A 20,790-nucleotide genomic window follows, 5' to 3' on the forward strand; every position below is an offset into this window, starting at 1 on the left:
CCGTCGAGACATTCAAAAAGCGCAGAATTCTTAAGGTGTTGAATTCAATGGGAAGCGAGTCTCGATAATTCAACCCCATTATGTACGTACTCTGACAATGTGCCCCGGCTACAAACATTAGCCTCATAACAATGATTATGGTAAATTTATAGTGGTGCGGGTGGAGGGAGCTTTATCCGCGTTTCACGCGGTTGCACAATGTCCGAATTTCCCTTTAAACTCAGGAATAATCTCTGATTAATTGTCCAGCCGAACGGCGACCAGCAAAGTGATATGATCCACCACGGCCACGGGCTATGACCCCGCGCCTTGGCCATGTCCCCGACGATCGAGAAAACCAGACAGGTCAGCAGAACCGCGACAAGCAAAAATATCAGTGGCAGACCAATTTCCATAATGTGCCCTTATTATGGACGTTCTGCCAGCGCCAAAATCTCACTCACAGGCAGAATCGTTGCGCGCCCCACAAGTAGTGCCTCCGCATCAAAAATCTGATCCCACAGTGCGTACTGAGATCCGACGGGCTCCGCTACCGAGCGCCATTCTTTGATTTTTTGGCGAAGCTTGATTTTCTGATCTTCGGTCACGGTCGCTCCTTATCGTACAAAGGCAACTCAGTAAGTTCTATATCAATATCGATCGGCGACCCGCGCGTGCCTCTAAATCGAATTTCATACTTGAACACGTCTGAGACCGTTTCTCCATCGATAGTGCGGTATCGCGCAGTAATTTCCAGCAATGCAGTCTGCCGCTTAATCAATGGGCCCTTATCTTCACCGGGTGGATTCCAGCGCTGTATTCCCCGAAGAAATATGCGCGCCCAAATGTCACGCGGAAACTTAACCTCGACGGTTTCGCCCTCAAGCAATTTGTGCCTGTATTGGTGCCACGTAGATTGATGCTCTAAAGTCATCTCTTCATTTTTTGCGGAAATGAAGTGGATGAGATTGAACTCCGGATGATCTTCTTTGGCGGGAATGTACTCTAACCGGACTCTCGGCACATCCTCGATAGCTTCAGGGATCGGAAATCCTTCTGGAAAAACAATCTCCTCATCACCGTCATGAAACTCAAAATTGAAATCGGGCTCTAGTGCAGGTCCACCCCCGCTATTCACGAAGAAAAAAGTAGGTTGGACGTTCGAACTACCTGTTTCGGCTGAATCCACAATAAGGGAAGGAAAAGCCTCAACCTCACTTTTTGGGGGCCTTAGCATTCTAAGCCGCTGAAAACTCCTATCCAGAAAAACTCGAGGTTTTGTTTCCAGTTTCCTCGAAAGTTGAGCCTCTTCGACCATCTTTTGTGAGGAAACGGCTGCACGCCATGCCGCGATTGCAGCAATACAAGTACCCAAAGCAGCAACAAGGCTAAAAAATTCACCAAATGTCATAAACTAAGCACTCTATTTTAAATTGGATTCTGTAAGTTTGTTAATACTATGTTCCCAAAAACAAAAAAGCCCGACCACAAGGGCCGGGTAAGGAAAAAACCAACGGAATTTTGGATGTTAACGCAGGACTGTCCTCCTTTCGCTCTATGCGCCGCACCCCGGCGCCGGGATTAAGCGCCGTCCAAATCGGCATCAATGTGGATTTTGTAGTACCCTTCGTTCGGGATTGTGGTTTTTCCACCAGCCGCCAAGGTAACCTCGACTTCAGCAAGGAAAATCCCTGCAAGAGCTGTGTCGCCGGTGGACCAGGCGTAGGTCAAACTGTTTTGCCCTTGATCAAGCGACACAGCGTTGGAATTCACTACGATGTTTCCGCCTAAGTCCTTCATGACGAACTTTGCGGAGTCGCCTGAGCCAGATGCTCGCGGGGCGGTCGCTGTGGCGCGACTATGCGCAGTACCGCGTGGCACAAGAGGGCACTGACGATGCCTTCACGATCTGCGTGATGCACTCACTTTACGGCTGCGTTTCGGCGCTGTCGCGAGAGGCGGTCGAGCGCAAAAGCAATGCCTACGACCGGCTCGCCTCGAAACACCTTATAGTCTTTTTCGACGCTCATTATAAGATCGCCGCCCCGATGATGACGCCGATGTTTGCGTTAATGGCGGCCGAGCTGCAGGAATCCTACGGCACGAATCTACGCCGCCGAAGCCAGCGGATCGAGGGCCTGCGCAATCAGGCGCACGTCCTCTTGCGAACGGGAGCGGCTCAGCAAGCGCTCGATATGTTGATGGAGGCCGACAGCCTCCTGCGTCGGCTCGACCACGGCACGCGGGCAGCGATCTGGAAGAACATCAGCCAAGTCTATAGTGACGTGAACGAACCGATGGAAGCGCTCGACGCAATCGAAAAGGCAAACGCCGCCATAAACTGTATCCCGCGATTGTTGCGCGGTGGCGACAGCCCAGTGATCAAGGCATCCTATGCAGATATGCTGGTGGCGGCCTTCGGTAAGGGGATGGCGCCCAAGGCCATAGGCATTCTCGAAGCAGCCATCGCGCTACTCGGCTCCAACCCTGGTAACTTCTCTTATTTCAATTCTCTCGGCATCGCACTAGAAGCAAACGGGGATTACGAACGCGCCATTAAATCTATGGCCGTGCGAAAGAGATGGCGCGGCAGCATGGGCGCGAGGATGCGGTACACGGAATCGCGCTCCACATTGAACAGGTCATTAAGAAAAAGTCCGGTAAGATCGACGGCGCGCGCTGTGCTGAGTTGATGCAGGCTCTGTTGGCGCGCAAGAATTTCAAGGGCTACCTAATCGCCGCGACCAACGTCCTGGATGACCTAAAGTCCAAACATGACCTAGAGGCTGCGAAACAGATGCTTGACGAGGTTCTAGAAAACACTAGCCATGTCCAGCAATACTCTAAACGCGGGCAACTTTTCGAGGAACGTTATGACCTCGCGGTCGAAACCCGCGATTCACCCGAGCTTGCGCGTAGCTTTCTGGAACGCTCGATCCAGCATTATGCGCAGCTCAACGGCTCACCACAGGAACTACAGGCGCTGATCAAGCTCAGCCAACTCAACGACAAGGAAGGCCGGTCAGAGGAAAATATCGAACTTTACGAACGCGGGTTGCAGTCGGCATATCTTCCTCAGCAACGGCAGATGCTGCTCGCCACCATGGCGAGTGAGCTAGAACGCGACGGCAATAATGACGAAGCCCAAGTAGTCAGGGCGCGGCTCCAGCGCCAACAAGAGATCGACGAGCAGCCGTTTTCGCTCAAGGTTTCACAGGATAGATTCGGCAATATAAACTTGGAATCTGATTAGTCGGCACTACTGGCTACGGTTCTTTCCACTGACTTGGGACGCGGCCCCAAAACGCATTTGGCTACAGACCACCGGCACCTGAAACCATAATCCCGATGGAACTGAGGCCAGTCGTACACCAACAATCAGCCAGGAACATTCAGATCAGGCTACCAACCACGTGCATAGAGGTCTGCAAATCGTTTCATCCACTCACAAAACAAATGAAGCTGAGCGTGAGCGACGAAGCAATCTATGTCCCGATCACGGTTTCTCAGAAGTTCTTCTCGCTGTCCTGGCAAACCTTGTATCGGGCAGTGGCGCGAGACGAAATCAGGATTCACAAGCGGGCTGGCAAGTCATTTTTAAAAGTGTCAGAGGTGTGCGACTGGATCGAGGGGCGCGAGCCCAGTGATGATTGATCTGGAGGGCTAATTGGGGGGCTGTAGAAATCACTCATATGCTAAAGCGATATAAAACAATTAGTTATACAACTATTTTGGTGCGGGTGGAGGGACTTGAACCCCCACGCCTTGCGGCGCCAGAACCTAAATCTGGTGCGTCTACCAATTTCGCCACACCCGCGACCCTGCGCTTTCGCGCTGGAATGAAGCGTTCAATAACAAAGCTTGCTGCCGAGTGCGAGAGGTAAAATTCGACGGAAACGAAGTTTATTTCCTGTCGAGAAGTTCCCCTTGGCGAGGCTTCATGTTGCAGGTGTGAATGCGTCATAAAGTGGTTTAAGGGTAGTTGATCGAATATCGCGCAAAGTCTTTTCAGACCCGGTTTTAAAGGTAATCGAAAGCGTTGATCTGCAGTATTTCTCCAATTTCTTGCAAAACAAAACCCGATCTGCCAGTCAGATGAGACAACGCGCTTACGTTGAGTAAACACCCAAGTCGAAGGCTGGGTCACTCCTGGGCAAACAATAAAATCGACGAAATGTAGGATCAACAATTGAGCAAGTTGGATCCATTTTGCCATCCTCATGGCGATCAATTGGTGCCGTCTGGCATGATCACCGCAAAGGTGCATGCGCCAGAAGTCTCCTGAAGAAACCCTTAAGTAGTTGTAAAATAAATAAAAGATAACAGTGACAATCGAAGAACGACCTCGATCACAGCCGGTATTGCCTCAGAAAACTTGCGGCTTATCGGAATCGGGTATTTTATCGGGTCTACCGCTCAAATCTCTTCGCTCGTCACCGCAAAACACGAACATCTCCTATAATTCCCGCAAAGGTTGAGGCTTTCCTAGATTGGAGCCATCACAAAGCTGCCACAATTCAACCGCCAAAAAATCTTATTCGCGCCAAAATAACACCGCCTTGAAGGTCCTTGTTGTTTGACAGGAGTTAATGAGTCTTTTTTGCCACTTTGGCATCTGTGCGAGTTTCCTGCTCAACTCCAGTACAAGGCTTTCTGTTGTGACCGATCTGAATCCATCCGCTGCCGCCGAGCAAGAAGCTGTCTTCTTCGCTCGTGAGAGCTTCCTAGGTGAGCTCAAGACTCTGAATCACGACCATCCGAACACCGGCTTTGGTATTTCGCTCCGCACTCATTCGGGTGAACATTACCTGCTGGCAAACGCACGTATGCCTTTACCGGTCGCCAAATCCGAAGGCTTCCCAACCGGGCGTCGTGTCGCATGCTTGGAGAACGGAGACCGTTTCAGCTCGATTGAAGTGCTGGCGGATTCCATATCTTACGAAACCATTTCACCCCGAGCAGAGGCCGATATTCTGGGCAATGCCCTGGATCTGATCGCACGTATTGACACCCTTACAAGCATTCCGGTGAGCCGTGTTGCGCATGTGCCCCAGATTGCTGCAACGGGAACCGGAGGTTAAGCATGGCGCGCAACGATCACCTTTTGTCTGTGGGCAACGAAGCGCTGGCACCGATGACTTCAGCCATGTCTTCGTTGACGGCACAGATCGATCAATTGACTGAGGTGGCTGATGCGCGCTCCTCGGCACGTCTGGCCACACTTAAGACGCGGATGGAGAACTTTACCGCCAGTGTCACTATGGTTGGTCAGGTGAAGGCCGGAAAATCCTCGATCGTCAACATCCTCGCAGGGCACCCTGCCCTGCTGCCATCGGACGTCAACCCGTGGACGTCGGTAGTGACAACCCTGAACATCAATACGCGCCCGCCGGGTGATACCAAGGCAAAGTTCACCTTCTTTGAGCAGGAAGAATGGGACAACCTGATGGTTGGCGGCGGTCGTCTGGGTGAGTTGGCCAACCGCTCAGGTGCAGATGATGAGATGGAGGACATTCGCCGTCAGATTGGTGAGATGAAGGCCAAGTCCGAGGAACGCCTTGGCAAACACTTTGACCTGATCCTTGGCCAAAGCCATCAATATGATCATTTCGATGAAGAGTTGATTCAGCGGTATGTCTGCCTGGGCGATGAAGATGATCCGGATATCGATCGCAAAACAGGCCGCTTCGCCGATGTGACAAAGTCGGCAGAGCTGTTCATGGACATTCCGCAGTATCCCGTCGCGCTGAAACTTTGCGATACGCCGGGTGTCAACGATACGTTCATGGTACGTGAACAAATCACTCTGCGCAGCCTGCGTGGTTCCGAGGTTTGTGTTGTGGTATTGGCAGCAAGCCAAGCCCTGACGACCATGGACATGGCCCTGATGCGCATCATCGCGCAGTTCGAGAATCGACAGATCATCTTGTTCGTCAACCGGATTGACGAGCTGTCCGATCCGGTGAATCAAGTTCCGGAAATCCGCGACCGCATTCAGGATACTCTGAAACAGAACAATATCGACACTAATACCAGTGTCGTGTTTGGCAGCGCCCTCTGGGCCGAAGCGGCGTTGACCGGGAATCCGGATATCCTAACCGAAGAATCGCGTCAGGCACTGAACACCTTCTACCTGGCCGCCGGATTTGGTGATCAGGCACCCTCGCTTGATAAGATCTGGGCGCTTTCGGGTCTGCCGGATCTCTTGCTGGCCATGAACGAACGTATTGCTGAAGGTTCCGGAGCTCGACTGATGGACCGCGTTCGTCACCGGGCCCGCAACATTGCCAGCCAGATCCGCGCGACCGCAGTCGCCAAGCATCTGTCTGAAGGTGAAGGGGTCGCTCGGGATCTGGACGGCGTGTCGCCTGAAGAAGCAATTGCGACCATGTCTACGGAATATGAAAAGAAAGCCGCCGACCTGACAAATGCCCTGCGTGACAAGGTGCTGGAACGTCTGAATTCTGCCGAGGCCAGTTTTGTCAAACGCGCAACAGACTCTTTGATTGCGCATCTCGAGAAGAATGGCGAACAAGGCACCTGGCAATACGACCCAGCGGGTTTGCGGACCTTGCAAAAGGCCGCTTATTTCAGCTTTGCCCGCGCCATGCGCAAAGATGCCGGAGCGTTGTACGCGACTGCTGCTGCGGATGTGGAAGCGCTATATCAAAAGATCCTTGGCAACCATCTTGGCGAATTCAGCATCGAGGCGCCCATTGTTCCCCGTGTGCCACCACCGCTGGGCATCGGCCGGACAATCGCCCTGGACCTGCAAAGCACCTGGTGGCGGCGCTGGTGGCAAAGGCGAAAGGGCTTTGAGGCCTATGCTGCGGACTACACGCGCCTGATCGCGTCCGAGGCGAATTCGATCACCAAGGATATCGAGGAAAACCAAATTGCAGCTGTACTGGAGAACGTTCGCGCAATTCTGACGGATTTCATGCGGGAGCAGAAGGAAACTCTGCTGAGCATCTCATCGTCAGCGGACAAAAATGCAGGCCAGACCGCAGCAGCAATGGCAGGTTTACAACCTCAAAAGTCCCGGGACGAGATTCTGGGCGACATCCTGAAAGACCTAAGCAACGAAGCGGCATAAGTAGAAAAAATGGCAAAAGATACACAAACACGCTTTGTTTCTCCGAAGGCATGGGAACGCATCGAGCAGTGGTCCCGCCGCAAGCCGGTATTTGCTTTGATGGGCGAATTCAGCGCAGGCAAGTCTACGCTGATGAACTTTTTGCTGCGAACGCAGACTTTGCCGACGCAGGTAACAGCGACCCAATTGCCACCTGTATGGTTCAGCTGGGGCAATCAATCGCCTTATATCAAGCGACATGACGGGAGCATTGAGCTTATCGAGTTGGATCAGCTTGAAACTGTTGGCGTCAATGACGCTCAGTTCATTCGTATCTTCCTCGAGGCCGATATTCTGGAAGCCGTCGATCTGATCGATACGCCGGGCATTTCGGACCCTAAAATCTCGACGGATGTCTGGCAACGCGCAGTAGGTCAGGCAAATGGTGTCTTGTGGTGTACCCACGCCACCCAGGCCTGGCGCGAAACCGAGCGTGCGACATGGGTTTCCTTGCCCGAGCGTTTGCAGCACAATTCCCTACTTTTGGTGACACGAGCCGATGCATTGAGCCTCAAAGACCGCCAAAAAGTACTACGCCGTGTTAACCGTGAAGCTGGACACTTCTTCAACCGGTCCATCCTGTTCTCTGCTCGCGACGCGATTACAGCCCGGGACAAGACAGGTGACGCCGAAATGTGGTCGCGCAGCGGCGGCGGCAAGATGATCGACAGCTTTCTGGAAATTACGGAACAGATTATGGACAACCGCGCTGATCAGCTGGCGCGGTACCAGATCGACAAAACCGAGACCGACGCACCCCAAATTAAGCCTAAACGCCCTGCCCGATCGTCAGACGAGCCGGTAGTGCAGGCGGACCAACCAGAAGCTGCACCACTGAGATTGGTAAATCCGCTGGAGGCCGACGGGCAGTCGACTATTGAAGACGCAGCCGTCGTTACCAGCTTCCCGGTCAGACCTGCACGAGTTGAGCGGCGCTCTGACGAGGCTGAGCGGGTGCGCATCAACGCGGAAGAGGCTGACCGGTTGCGTGCAGAGATGGCTTCGGAACCGGAAACGATGCCCGATGAGCCCGATACCGGCGATGATCTGCGTGCTTTCTTCAAAGACACCTCGAATGATCCTTTGGAGCTGGCAAAGGTTGCTGGCCTAGAGGAAGACGTAGATGAGTTTGACTTGTTGGGCGACGCAAACCTTGAGGATGATATCGACGACGCGCTGAGTGATCTAGACGATACCAAAAACGATCGTCCGCCTCTTGCGGCCGTTGACAGTTCTGATGACGTGCTTGCCTCGCTGAACACAACCTTGCAAGAGACTCCGGCAAAGCTGGACACGGCGGACAATCTGCCCGAGCAAAACGACAAACCGGAAGATCATGGCATCGAAGTCTCGGTTTCCTCGATTACTGCTCTGATGGCTGCTCAACCTCTAAACGGCGCTGACGACTATGAGCCCGAACCAGAGACCAACGGCTTGATTGAAGCTGCGGGCTCCGAGCAGATTGATGCAGTGGAAATCAATCTCGACGCGCTTGGTGATCTGCCTGAAGTTGCTGGAGGTTCGACGCTCAGCGCGTCGGACATGTGGCAGGAAATTTCAAAGAACGAAGACCTGCCTCAGGATGCAGACGGGCTTAAGAATGTGTTCAAGGCCTTTCTGGCCGAGTTTGACCAGATCGCCATTGAGCACAGCGCAAAACAAACTAAGGAAGTTCATCAGTCCATTCCGAAAGCCAAAGAAAACAGTGGCGCGGAATGGCATGTATTGTAGGCCTTTCCGAATTGGAATAGTGGCTAAACAGTAAGGTAAAACAAGGAATTAGATGCCTATCCAGGATGCATTAACCACCGCCATCGAAACAATACCCGACTGTATCGCAGCCGGGTATGTCGATATGGAAACAGGGATGCTATTAGGCAGCAGCCTCTCTGATCCTGACTGCGCGGAGTCTTTGGATACCTTGGCAATTGCTGTTGCTAATCTTTTTCAGGGGCGCGGGGTCGCCGCTTTTGACGCACTCTTGCGTCAGGTTGGAAATGCCGACGAAGAAAATGCTGGGTTTGGGGAAATCGCAGTTTTTTCGAAGGATCGGCTGAACATCTTTTTGCGGACCAGGGAATATCCTGATCATGTGGTCTGCTATATCTGTCGCAACAGCGCGAATGTCGGGCTGGCGCTCACGAAATCACATCTCAGTCTGGGGCCGGTCACGGCTGCAGTTTGAACGGGACCAGAGGGGGTCACGGCATGATGGATACTGACATTCTCGGAATGCTCGAAGATATCGGGCGATCTTCGGTCGCCCGGCTTTCACCGGCTGTGACGATCGCAGGAGAAACTGCAACGGCCCGTCGGACCGCTGTACTGCACGCTATCCGCGGCACGGTTTTGCCTCGCCGTCTGGAATTCACTGCGGCAAATGGGGATTGCCTTGCTATTGAGGTGAACAGCTCTCGGATCACGGATGTATTTACTGTGCCGACAGGGCAGATCCCGGACTTTGAAACAGAGGCACGTGTCGAGCTGATCGAGAAACTGGCCGGTTTGGTTTCCGACATATCCGCTGCCCCTGCCCCGCTTGAGTTGATGTCCGGTAAACCGAACACAACGCTAGAAGCGGATGATGTTGGACTCACGTTCAGTGAAATCGAAAATGCCTGTACGGCCATAGAGCTTTCGACCGAGCCGATCATTTCTGTCGTTCCGACCGCCGAAGAACTTTCCGAAAACGTCCCTGACCCAGTGGTGTCATCCGATGACGCCGTGACCTTGGCGCGACAGTTTTTTGACGGAGCCGGCCGTTTCACCACAGGCCGTATCCTGGCGGATAATACGATGAATACTGCACCGCTTTTTGAAGGTATGTGCAAGCCGTCCGAAAGAGTGCATCCAGATCAGGACATGTTAACACGTTTCGCTGCTGATCTTGCAGGTTGGGTCGACGATACGCGGGAAGAGTTTGAAGGCCCGCAGTTGATCGTCATGAGGCCCACGGGAGGCAAAGGCGCTGGGTTGGCTGTATTGAGCGACAGTAATCAGATTGCGGTGGCCGTTCACGACGCCCGCAAATTGGGGGCAGTTGTAAACCTGTGGACGTCTTTGCAGGAGCCACAGAAATGATTGCCTCCGTAGCATTCAAATTTTCGACTAATTCAATGTGTTTAATTTTGTAGCCAGGGTAACGAGTAATGAGTGAAATACATCGCCGCGAGCTTATTCGCATCGCAGAAGACATGAACGAGACGAGCAATGATGAAACCCGTCAGTTCATTTCCCGTATCATAGGTGATCTAGACAATCTGAAACCGTCGATTGCCTTTGTCGGGCAAATAAAGGCAGGCAAATCGCGTCTGATAAACGGGTTTACAGGTCAGGCGGAATACCTGCCGTCGGATGTGAACCCGTGGACGACGGTAATCACCGATATGCATTTCGGGCATCCGTCCGGTCGGACGGAGGGTGCCGAATTCCACTTCTTCGATAACCACCAATGGCAGTCATTGATCGCCGAGGGTGAAGATCTGCGCAACATGTTCCCGGATGACGAGGACAGCTACAAGCGCGAGATGATCGAAGAACAGGTCGAGGCCATGAAAATCCGAGCGCGTCGGCGTCTTGGCGACAGCTATGAACAGCTACTGGGGCAACACCATGACCTTGACGAACTGACATCGGATGATCTGGCCCGCTACGTATGTGCCGGGGATGATCCTGCCGAAGACGGAACCATGGATCCCGGCAGTGACCGGGGGCTCTACTGTGATATCACACGCAAGGCTGAAGTCTATTTTGACATCGGCCATTTCCCTTTTCCACTGACGGTCACGGACACACCCGGCGTAAATGACCCGCTGCTGATCCGCGAAGAGATTTCGCGGCAGTATTTGAAGGAATCCGATTTTTTCGTGGTGGTCCTGTCTGCGCATCAAGCACTGTCGCGCGCAGATCTGAAGCTGTTTCGGTTGATGCAGGCGCTGGAGCTCGGGCAGATCGTTGTATTTATCAATCGCGTGGATGAACTGGGAGGAGGGGCCGAGGACGCGGCCAAAATTCGTCTGGATGTTCTGGACGGGCTTGAGAAAGCGTTAGGCAACTCGAATATCGACGTTCTTATGGGCAGCGCCCAATGGGCGCATTATGCACTCACCGGTGACGAGACCGGACTGAACCACGACCATGTTCTTGCTTGGTTGCGCGCGCACCCGGAGCAGATGCGGCAATACCTGAGCGGTGTGGCCGAAATCAAACAAGGCCCGGGACCGATCAGTCGTGAAGCGGTTCTGCGTTTTGCCGCGATGATCGCGTCCGGCCTGCCGGATTTGCGCCGTCATGTTACTCAGGCTTTGACGGACGGGCCTATCAATGAACAATTGCGGATGGCTTGGCAGCATCTCGACAGTTTCGCGCGAGGAGAGCTTGAGCGATCCCAGGTACATTTGCGTGCTCTGCAAGAGGAAGACGGCTCAGATGTCCGGTGTGCAGATGAAAGCGACAAGACGCTTGGTGAATTGCGCAAACTGGTTGCAGACAAGATGCAAGAGATCACCCGTGACATGGATGATGTCCTGTCAAATCTGCGCGGGGTCATGGATGACACTGTTGCTGAATCCGTCTCTGTCGTCGTGCGCGGGCCAGATGGTCAATCACCACTGCTGGCAAAGGGCAGTGAAACCGAGCTGAACTTTACCCCGTTGCGCGAACGTATGCGGGAATTGGTTCAAGGGGCATCGCAAGTGGTTCGACAGCGCATGCTGAGCGAGCTTTACGCGATCGACATGCAAAGCAATGCTGCTTTGCGGGCTTTGCCCGGGTGGCAAGAGCCGGTCGACAATCGCATGAACACCAGCGCCGTGCGCTGGTTCCGCCCGGACACCACGGCGCTGACCCGTGGCATTACGGTCGAATTGCGTGTAAACTGGCTTTCGCGCCTGATCTCTCGCAACAGCGTTGTGGCGCGAGCCGAACGAATGATCGTGCAGGAATTCGAACTGATTGGCGATGATCTGATCGACACCACGCGTGACAATCTACTGGAACGGCTGAACACGGTTCTGGATCACTATGTGGCGCTGCTGGCAGGTCATCTCGAGCATCGATCAGGCGCAGGTGAATTAAACGCTCAGGCCAAAGCGCAAAGCGCATTCGACCGGGCTCGCCGTATTGCAGATGAGCTGGAGACTGTCCTTGGAACAAGCAATGCCGATGAAAGACAAGCAAAGGCTGCGGAATGATTGAATTTCCCGGAACCGAACAGGAAGTGCGCCAGTTAGAGCGTTTCCTGACCGCGACTGAAAACCTGCCGTCTGACGCGGCGTTAGAGGATATGCGCGCACGGGCTCTGGCCCATGCCGAACGTCTGTCAAATGCGGTCAATATCGGTTTCGCGGGAGAATTTGGCGCTGGGAAATCGAGTCTGGCCAATATGCTGGCTGGTGCGGATATTCTTCCGACTGGCCCGCAGCATTTGAAACTGCCGCTTGTGATCGTGGCCTATGCGGACACGCCCGAAACAATTGTCGGCTGGTGGGACAAGGAACCAAAGACCTATTCAGGGATCGCGCTTGAAAAAGCGGCTGCGGATGAACCGGATTTCATCTCGGTTGGTATCAACACACCCGCGCTGAAGGAGATCTCGTTATTTGACCTTCCGGGGTCGGGTGCTCTGGATGATACTTACAAGCCTACGTTGGATCTTTTGAAATTCGTCGATTGTGCCATCTGGTGCACCAACGGAACGAATGCCTGGCGAGAGACAGAGCGTCATCTGTGGTCTCAGGTTCCATCAGAGTTGCGAGCCAATAGCCTGTTGGCTGTCACTCATGCCGACCTGCCGCCCGTTCAAGGCGCATTGGATCGTGTCCTTGCACGGCTGAACAAGGAAAAAGAAGGATTGTTCCGCGCTGTTGTGCCAATTGGTACTCCGGTCGCGGTGCGTGCCATGGCACAGGAACCCGAACCTGACTTTGCGCTTTGGGAAACCTGCGGTGGCCAAAACCTTGCAGAGCATGTCCTGGAGGCGGCGTCTAACCGACGGCACAGCGATCTTGACGCCGCTCGGAGGGATTTGCAGCAGGAATTCCGGCCTTACCTTGAGGCACTACACGGCCCTGAGCCAGAGCCTGCTTCAAATGACGCTTCATCTATGCAGTCAACGCTGGGTTCTGCCCTGCCCCTGCTGAACAATCCCATTCTCGAAGACTGGCTGGCCGCGATTGCAAGCATCTACGAAGACTTGCGTGAAACCTCTGACATCGAGCCAGCAGCTTTTTTGCAAAGTTGCCAGGAGATAGTAGAAGACTTCGCGGAACGGCTTGAGCAAGGTGGCGAAATCGACCCTGATGCTGATTGGATTCCAGCTGAGTTCGAAAAGGCGACCGACTTGTTGCTGCTGTTACAATTCGAAAGCGGGGATACCCCTTTGAAGGACGCAATCAGCATTCTGGCGCAGTTGGGTGACAACCTTGCATGGGCCGGTAGCACTGTTGCAGCGGCGCAGCCCAAAACCGGAACCTGACGCTTTCCCGTCAAGATTGAGCTGCATTGCAGCGATTCGAAGGGTCGAGGAATCGGCCCTTTATTGTTTCGAATTCGTATACCAAGTGACCAAAATTGGCGGTTCAGTTTTCAATTTCTTCACGTTGCAAATCAATATCTAGCTTATCAATGGGCGCCTAGCACAATATGTGCCGTTTTCAAAAATTCAGTCCATAGTGAAGCCATCAGGCGGCCCCATTAAAGTCAAATTTGAAACGTCTAACCGTTCTCAAGTGTCCTGCGGTTGTTTTGGTTGTGAGTTCGTGGGCTGTCGGCCCGATTTTTCTAAGCCGCAAAATGAAAAGAACGGGCGGAATGAAATGAGCCACAACCAGGCTGTCGGTGCGACGCACGACGAACCAAAAATCGAGGGATTGCAGCCAGGCGCAAAACTGTTGCGCGGGCAATATGAAATTCTCCGCTATCTTAGCAACGGTGGATTTGGGATCACCTATCTGGCGCGCGACAGCCTGGAGCGTGACGTTGTGATCAAAGAGTGCTTCCCCGGTGCGCTGTGTCGCCGCAACGGTGATCTGGTCGAGCCGAATGACCCCTCCTACAAGGACGACTTGCGCGCCATCATTGATCTGTTCATTCAAGAAGCACGCAATCATGCGCGTCTGGTACATCCGAACATTGTCGATGTGCATCAGGTGTTCGAAGACAACGACACAGCATATATCGCAATGGATTTGATCCGCGGTTGCGATCTGTTGGACTACGTCGAAAACCCGGAAAACGACGGGGGCCCTAATTTCATCGTTCAGGTCACCGAAAAGATGCTGTCTGCGGTTTCGTTCATTCACCAAAGTGGCATGTTGCACCGGGACATTTCGCCGGACAACATCCTGATTGATGAAAACGGAGATCCGGTTCTGATCGATTTCGGGGCCGCGCGTGAACAAGCAGCAAACAAGTCGGCGGCTCTGCTCACCCTGCGTGTCATCAAGGATGGATACTCACCGCACGAATTCTATGTTCGCGGCGCCGATCAAGGCCCCAGCAGTGACCTCTATGTTCTGGCAGCTACTCTTTATCACGCAATCAGTGGCGAGCGGCCAATCGACGGCCAAACCCGGCTGAACGCATTCAACAATGGCCAGGATGACCCCTACACGCCTTTGGCTGGCCGTTTCGAAGGATACCCCAAGGGGTTCCTGGAAGCGATCGACAGAGCAATGGAAGTACACGCAACGGATCGTCTGCAATCCGCATTGGACTGGTTGCGCATGTTCCGTGGGCCTGGCGTCATGTTCGATACTTTTGCGTATCGTCCAGTGTCCGTGATTGTTGGTATGGACCGGAAGGACAAAGAGGAAGAAAGGGCCCGGATCAAAGCAGAGAGTGAAAACGCAGAAGCGGTCGTGACTGCCCTTTTGGCAGGGAATTCAGATATTGTTCTTGGCAACGACGACAAAAAAGATGACGACCTGGCCAAAATCTCAGCGAAAGAAGAACCTGCTGTAGCTGTGGATACCGTCGTCCAGAGCGGTTCAGGTGGCAGTGGCAAGCTCGTCGCCGGAGTGGCGGTTGTTGCAGTTGCTTTGGCCGCTGGTGGTTTCCTTGTGATGTCCGGCGACAAGGCTGAAAAACAGGCAGAGACACCTGTTGTGCAGCCCGCAGCGGAAGTGCAATCCGCAGAGGCAGGGTCGGCCGTCACGGAGACTTCCGCCACAGAGACACTCGAGCCGGAGCCTGAAGTGGCTGCCGCGCCTGAAGCTAAACCAGAAGAGCCTGTCGAGCGGGCATTACCAGTACCTGCGGAGCCAGCTGCCACAGAAACAGCCTCCGCAGACACTGAACCTTCTGAGGTTCAATCGCAATTGGCGGTCGCTTCTGATGTTGCTGCAGAACCGGAGATCGAAGAGCCTGCAACCGAAGCTATTGCAGACGCCGGGGTTCCGGCGGATCAGCAAGTGTCCTTTACCCACTGGGATGTCGAGATCCCATTCCAGACTTCCCGCCGTCGCGGGTCAACCGGTGCCACAATTGCGGTTACAGGGGTGGACGCTGACCAAGACATGAGCGTGATTGGTGATTGGGTGCAGCGTGGCGCAGTCATCTTTACCCTGAATGGCAAGCCGGTACGTCAGGACGCGCCCTTCGCCGCACAGGTTCTGGACAATTTGAACGTCGACTCCGACGGGTTCACCCGGGTTGCGGCCCGCTATCGCCCGCTGGGTCAAACCCGGGCGCAAAACGGTCTTCTGGCCCTTCCCGTCATGCGGTCAGTGGGTTTGGAAAACGGCTACGCCTTTACCGTCAGCAGCGATGGTGACGGCGGATGGCAAACAAAGGTGAACGCGGTTCCGGTGGAAGCGGCGGGAAATCTGCAGAAGGGGGATGTTCTGCTGAGCGAAGACCAAACCGGCGCGACATTTGATAGCTCGGAAAGTCTTGATGAGACGCTGGCCGCACTTGTTTCAAACGAGCAACCCGAAGCAAATTTGACAGTGTTGCGCAACGGGGCCGAGACGGCTGCGATAATGCAGCTTGCACAGGAGTGATCTGACCGGTTCGTATGTGATTTGCCAGTGTGTGTTTGTTGAGGGTGGCGTCCTTTTTTTGCCACTCCGGCGGGAACCGGCCCGCCGCAGAATGTACCAGTTTCCATGAGTAACCATTGAGTGTCTCTGTGTTGATGCACAGAGAAAGTTGCAGCCCACGGCACAGTCTATCTGTGCCAATAATTCGAAGGTGTCGACACCATGTTCAAATACAAAAGCCCTCTGAGCCGGCTTCTCGAAGGTGCCGGCAAATCCAAAGAAGAAGATGTTGCTGAGAACACAACCGCAGTAGACGGCCCCGCGACCGAAGAAGAAAAGCAGGAGCCAATTGCGGATTTCAACGCACTGCGTGCCGCATTGGCGGGTGGGAACATGACGTCCGAATCCTATGAGGAAACGGATGAGCTGATCCCCGAAGAGAAAATGCCCGAGTTCGACAAGGCCGAGGCCGAAAGTGCGGAAGAACCAGTGGAGTCGATCTTCGCTGAGGGCAGCTCCGAAGAAGATGATACACCGACAGAAGTTTTGACGGCAGAGCCCATCGAAGAACCGGTTGAGGTCGAACAGGTTGTCACCTTGCATGTGACCGAAGCACCTGTGGAAACACCGTTGTACGAAGAACCTACGGAGGTTGTGCCTGAAACGACCGAGCCGGAAGTCTCTGAAGTTGAGATCGCGGAAACCCCGGTGCAAGAACCGACGCAAGTCGAAGTGATCGTTGAACCGGTGGCGGAACAGGTTCAACCTGCCCCTCCTGAAGATCGCCGTTCGCGGGTCAAAACGACCTTCCTGGGCTTTGAACGTGCGGATACTCATGTACAAGATCTGATCGAAACAACAGAACCCGTAGCAAAAACGGAAGCCGCACAAGAGAGCTACCCCGTGGGTTGGCTGGTTGTCACGGCGGGTCCGGGGCGCGGCGCAAGCATAACGTTGACTGAAGGCCTGATGCAGATTGGTCGTAATGACGACCAGGCCATCCAGATGGACTTTGGCGATACCGGAATTTCACGTTCTAACCATGCGGTGATCGCATACGATCCGGAAGACCGTAAATGCTATCTGGGGCATGGTGGCAAGGCAAATCTTGTACGCTTGAACGGCAAACCTGTGCTCAGCACGGTGGCTCTGTCCAACGGAGATCTGATCCGCATCAGTGAAACGTCCATTCGGTTCATGGCATTTTGCGATGATGGATTTGATTGGCGGGATTCCTGATAGATGCTGGCAACACCGGCATACGACGTTGCGCTGATCCTGAATCAGGGTCAGCGGGAAACGCAGGAAGACGCGATTGCGGCTCGCATGTTCGACGCGTCGGATGCGGGGTATGTTGTGATTGCCGACGGTATGGGAGGTCACGACGCCGGTGAAGTTGCATCGGAGATGGTGATCGCGGCCTGGCGCGACGCGCTGGACGCCGAGCTTGAAGCAGAAACCCGGAGCGAAGGAGCCATAATTGATGCGCTACCTTTGGCCGCCATGCAGGCTAATGCCGCGATTGCCAGCCATAACGAGGCACAGGGCAAAGGTTTCAACATGGGATCAACCATGTTGGGCGTCCTTCTTTTGGGGCAGCGTGTGTATTGGATTTCGATCGGTGACAGCCCTCTTTACCTGTTTCGCGACGGAGAACTGACACAGGTTAACGAAGATCACTCGATGGCGCCCGTGATCGACGCAAAAGTGGCTTCGGGGGAGATCACTGAAGCCGAAGCTCGGGATATGGATTCAAATCAACTAACCTCAGTCGTCATGGGTGGCGCAATTCCAAAAGTGGATTGTCCGGAAGACCCATTGATCGTGTCACCTTCCGACGTCCTGATCCTTGGAAGTGACGGGTTACAGTATATCAGCGACGCCGAAATTCAATCCATTCTGCGCGATCATCAACAGGGCTTGGCTCAAGACATAGCCGAGGCCGTGCAGCGGGCCGTGCAGAGCAAGGGCGATCCCGATCAAGACAATCTGTCGATCGCAGTCGCGAAACTCACAAGAACCTAAACAGGCAAAGCAACAGGACCCATGAGAAAGCACTTATTCATATCAAGCCTTGCCCTTGCTGCCGCAACAGGCGCAGCGTCGGCGCAAGAGGCGTGTTCAAGCTATGAAATTCAGCGCGGCGACAGCCTGCGGGAATTGGCAATCGAGGTTTATGCGACCGAGGATTTCCGTATCATTTTTGACGCGAACAGGGATGTTATCGGCTCTAACCCCAATATCATCCGTGTCGGTGATGTTCTGGAACTACCGTGTCTTGAAGATGTCGGACGTGCTCCGGTTCTTGCAGATACCGAAGCAGAGCGGCTGGCAGCCGAAATGGCGTCAGAGCTGGTGAAGGCCGCAGAAGAACGTGCTGAAAAAGCAGTAGCCGACGCGGAAGCCCGCGTGGTGGCCGCGGAAGCTGAAGCAAAGAAGGCGAGTGAAGAGGCCGTTGTCGCAGCACGGGCGGCAGCGAAGGAAGAGATTGAAGCCGCCCGGTCGGAAGCTGCGGCTTTGATCCGGAACGCAGGAACCGGAGAACGGCCTGAAATCCGTGACCGTCAATTGCTGCTGATCACCGGTGGGGACTACGCTCCGTTTACAGATGAATCGTTGCCGAACCGGGGTCTTTATACAAATCTGGTTGAGACGGCGATGTTTCGCGCCGCTCCTGAACAGGCCTACAAAATTCAGTTTGTGAATGACTGGTCATCGCATCTGGATTTGTTAATGCCAACGCTTGCATTTGATGGAACCTTTCCTTGGTCGCGTCCCAATTGCGAGGAAGCCGCAGCACTGTCGGAAAGTGATCGTAATCGGTGCGAAACCTACAACTTCTCAAACCCGTTCTATGAGGTCGTGGATACCTTCTTCGCTCGTGACGGTTCAGGATACGAGCAGACACTGACCTATGCCGATTTCGCCGGCGCAACGATTTGCCGTCCGGAAGGCTGGTCGTTGTCCCATATGGACGCGGTAAGCCTTTACGAACCGGTTATCAAACTCATGCGGCCAACTTCACCGGACGATTGCTTTCATGCCGTGATGGAAGGCACCGCTGATATTGTAGCAATCGAAGCGCATCTGGCGGCCGAAGCAATCGACCGGCTTGGGTATCAACACCGGATTATCGAAAACCCCAACCTGGCGGCCATTAAGTCGCTTAACGTCATGACTCACAAAGATAATCCTGATGGGGAAGCGATCCTTGAAACGCTGAATCAGGGTCTGGCGATCATGCAACAATCGGGCGAATGGCGTGACATCGTGTCAACCGCCCTGCGTCATCAAATGGAAAATGGATAAGGCCCCGGTTTGGCCTGACAAACTAAAAGTCTGGAGGAAGTGGACATGTTTAACGAGAAAATGAAAAAGATAGCGCTTTCGGCAACCGCTATCACCGCACTGAGCGCAGGCGCTGCTGCGGCACAGGAAGCTTGTACCAACTATACCGTACAAGACGGTGACACGATGGCGACCATTGCGATTGCTGCGTACGGCACGTCGAACTATCAGCCGATCTTCAACGCGAACCGGAACGAAATTACGAACCCCAACGCGCTTGAGCCGGGTTTGGTTCTGGCCCTGCCTTGTGAAGATGGAAGCCTGCCAAATGGTCAGAGCGCACAGGAAATCATCCAGGCCGAAGAACAGCGCGCGGCCAGCGTCAAACGCTCAAGCGTCTACCAGCCGCCAATCAAGTTGGTAACCGGCAATGGCTGGGCACCTTTTGCGGACGAATCGCTGAACGGTGGCGGCGCAATCACACGCCTGGGCACCACAGCGTTGCAGCGTGGTGGAAACGCGCGTGATTATTCTGTCAGCTTTGTGGATGACTGGAACTCGCACCTCGAAACCCTTCTGCCGCTTGGTGCCTTCGACGTTTCCATGGCATGGAACATGCCGGATTGCACAAACCGCACATATGAGTGGTCATGGGAAACCGAAGTGCGCTGCACGCAGTTCGATGCATCGGTTCCGGTCTATGACATCGTGGTCGGCTTCTATACCATTCCAGAAAGCGACTATGCTGGTGCGACCACTTTTGAAGAGCTGAAAGGCGCCACGATCTGCCGTATGGATGGTTGGTTCATTCATGACCTGGAACAAGAAGGTTTGCACAATGGTGAATCCATAACATTAATGCAACCGATCACCGCGCGCGAATGTCTTGATGCGGTACTGACAGGCACTGCGGATGTTGCAACCTTCGAGGTTCAGCTGTTCTCGGACACCATGGTTGAAATGGGCCTGAACCAGAACGATCTGGTCGAAAACCCATTCGTGACTTCGCTGTCTTCGCTGCGCTTTATCAGCCATCGCAGCAATCCGTTTGGCAAACAATATCTGGCGATGTTGAACAAAGGCCTGAACGAAATGCGCGAATCCGGTGAATGGTATGCGGTCGTTTCTGACACGCTGCGTGAACACAATGAAAAACTGATGGCAGCTTCGAACTGATCCCTCGGTTCAGCTGAAACTCTGGGGCCGGTTCTTCGATCGGCCCCTTTTTTTTGCTTGCGGGAAATCAAAGTTTTCTTGAGTTGACAAATTTTGGCCTCCTATCTGCTTCACAAAGGCCTCATATACGCAGCACTTTCTAACCTTGAGCACTACCATCTTTCAATTTTTGCTGCTGAAAGAGCGTGATTTACATATGATACAGGGTGCCTTCGATCTTCAAAAAAGTTC

Annotated in this window: 18 protein-coding genes and 1 tRNA gene; 15 read left to right on the top strand and 4 right to left on the bottom strand. The window is 53.8% G+C overall.

The genetic code is table 11. The features are described from left to right. Positions 1 to 407 precede the first annotated feature (407 nt). From Q0816_RS10495 to Q0816_RS10505, 3 genes are all read right to left on the bottom strand, one after another. Positions 408 to 587 (bottom strand): hypothetical protein, encoded by a 180-nt coding sequence (locus Q0816_RS10495; RefSeq protein ID WP_298850149.1) that lies wholly within the window; start codon positions 585 to 587, stop codon positions 408 to 410. Beyond that, positions 584 to 1,390: a hypothetical protein gene (locus Q0816_RS10500; protein WP_298850151.1), complete on the bottom strand. Its 807-nt coding sequence runs from the start codon at positions 1,388 to 1,390 to the stop codon at positions 584 to 586. The genes Q0816_RS10495 and Q0816_RS10500 overlap by 4 nt, the downstream gene beginning before the upstream one ends. Positions 1,391 to 1,560: 170 nt before the next feature. Beyond that, on the bottom strand, positions 1,561 to 1,752 hold the full coding sequence (locus Q0816_RS10505; RefSeq protein WP_298850153.1) for a hypothetical protein: 192 nt from the start codon (positions 1,750 to 1,752) through the stop codon (positions 1,561 to 1,563). 101 nt (positions 1,753 to 1,853) lie between these two features. Here Q0816_RS10505 and Q0816_RS10510 point away from each other — a divergent pair, with 101 nt between their 5' ends. From Q0816_RS10510 to Q0816_RS10520, 3 genes are all read left to right on the top strand, one after another. Next, entirely contained in the window at positions 1,854 to 2,672 is an 819-nt protein-coding gene (locus Q0816_RS10510) for a hypothetical protein (RefSeq protein WP_298850154.1), read from the top strand. Further along, entirely contained in the window at positions 2,672 to 3,232 is a 561-nt protein-coding gene (locus Q0816_RS10515; protein ID WP_298850156.1) for a hypothetical protein, read from the top strand. Before Q0816_RS10510 ends, Q0816_RS10515 begins: the two co-directional genes overlap by 1 nt. A gap of 215 nt (positions 3,233 to 3,447) precedes the next feature. Continuing rightward, entirely contained in the window at positions 3,448 to 3,633 is a 186-nt protein-coding gene (locus Q0816_RS10520; protein WP_298850158.1) for a hypothetical protein, read from the top strand. 78 nt (positions 3,634 to 3,711) lie between these two features. Here the strand turns inward: Q0816_RS10520 and Q0816_RS10525 are convergent. After that, positions 3,712 to 3,796 (bottom strand) — tRNA-Leu (locus Q0816_RS10525). A gap of 841 nt (positions 3,797 to 4,637) precedes the next feature. Between Q0816_RS10525 and Q0816_RS10530 the strand changes: the two genes are divergently transcribed. The 12 genes from Q0816_RS10530 to Q0816_RS10585 all read left to right on the top strand — a co-directional run bounded on the left by Q0816_RS10530 (position 4,638) and on the right by Q0816_RS10585 (position 20,559). Next, the gene (locus tag Q0816_RS10530; protein ID WP_298850160.1) at positions 4,638 to 5,060 is read left to right on the top strand and encodes a hypothetical protein; all 423 of its coding nucleotides are present in this window, start codon (positions 4,638 to 4,640) and stop codon (positions 5,058 to 5,060) included. 2 nt (positions 5,061 to 5,062) lie between these two features. Further along, positions 5,063 to 7,075, top strand: coding sequence for a dynamin family protein (locus Q0816_RS10535; protein ID WP_298850162.1), 2,013 nt, complete (start codon positions 5,063 to 5,065; stop codon positions 7,073 to 7,075). Positions 7,076 to 7,084: 9 nt separating this feature from the next. After that, positions 7,085 to 8,845 carry a dynamin family protein gene (locus tag Q0816_RS10540; RefSeq protein ID WP_298850164.1) on the top strand — a complete coding sequence of 587 codons (1,761 nt, stop codon included), beginning with the start codon at positions 7,085 to 7,087 and terminating at the stop codon, positions 8,843 to 8,845. Positions 8,846 to 8,969: 124 nt separating this feature from the next. Beyond that, positions 8,970 to 9,299: a hypothetical protein gene (locus Q0816_RS10545; protein WP_298850166.1), complete on the top strand. Its 330-nt coding sequence runs from the start codon at positions 8,970 to 8,972 to the stop codon at positions 9,297 to 9,299. Between the two features lie 23 nt (positions 9,300 to 9,322). After that, positions 9,323 to 10,195, top strand: coding sequence for a hypothetical protein (locus Q0816_RS10550; protein WP_298850168.1), 873 nt, complete (start codon positions 9,323 to 9,325; stop codon positions 10,193 to 10,195). Positions 10,196 to 10,263: 68 nt separating this feature from the next. Further along, positions 10,264 to 12,306, top strand: coding sequence for a dynamin family protein (locus tag Q0816_RS10555; protein WP_298850169.1), 2,043 nt, complete (start codon positions 10,264 to 10,266; stop codon positions 12,304 to 12,306). Beyond that, the gene (locus tag Q0816_RS10560; protein ID WP_298850171.1) at positions 12,303 to 13,589 is read left to right on the top strand and encodes a dynamin family protein; all 1,287 of its coding nucleotides are present in this window, start codon (positions 12,303 to 12,305) and stop codon (positions 13,587 to 13,589) included. The genes Q0816_RS10555 and Q0816_RS10560 overlap by 4 nt, the downstream gene beginning before the upstream one ends. 340 nt (positions 13,590 to 13,929) lie before the next feature. Next, positions 13,930 to 16,116, top strand: a complete 2,187-nt coding sequence (locus Q0816_RS10565; RefSeq protein WP_298850173.1) for a protein kinase — start codon at positions 13,930 to 13,932, stop codon at positions 16,114 to 16,116. Between the two features lie 201 nt (positions 16,117 to 16,317). After that, complete coding sequence (locus Q0816_RS10570) at positions 16,318 to 17,334, top strand: FHA domain-containing protein (RefSeq protein WP_298850174.1); 1,017 nt, start codon at positions 16,318 to 16,320, stop codon at positions 17,332 to 17,334. Between the two features lie 3 nt (positions 17,335 to 17,337). Then, on the top strand, positions 17,338 to 18,120 hold the full coding sequence (locus tag Q0816_RS10575; RefSeq protein ID WP_298850175.1) for a protein phosphatase 2C domain-containing protein: 783 nt from the start codon (positions 17,338 to 17,340) through the stop codon (positions 18,118 to 18,120). Between the two features lie 21 nt (positions 18,121 to 18,141). After that, a complete protein-coding gene (locus Q0816_RS10580) occupies positions 18,142 to 19,404 on the top strand; it encodes a transporter substrate-binding domain-containing protein (RefSeq protein WP_298850176.1) in 1,263 nt (420 codons plus the stop codon). 45 nt (positions 19,405 to 19,449) lie between these two features. After that, positions 19,450 to 20,559: a transporter substrate-binding domain-containing protein gene (locus Q0816_RS10585; RefSeq protein WP_298850177.1), complete on the top strand. Its 1,110-nt coding sequence runs from the start codon at positions 19,450 to 19,452 to the stop codon at positions 20,557 to 20,559. The last annotated feature ends 231 nt before the right edge of the window (positions 20,560 to 20,790 follow it).

The sequence above is a fragment of the uncultured Ruegeria sp. genome, assembly GCF_947497005.1.
Classification (GTDB): domain Bacteria; phylum Pseudomonadota; class Alphaproteobacteria; order Rhodobacterales; family Rhodobacteraceae; genus Ruegeria.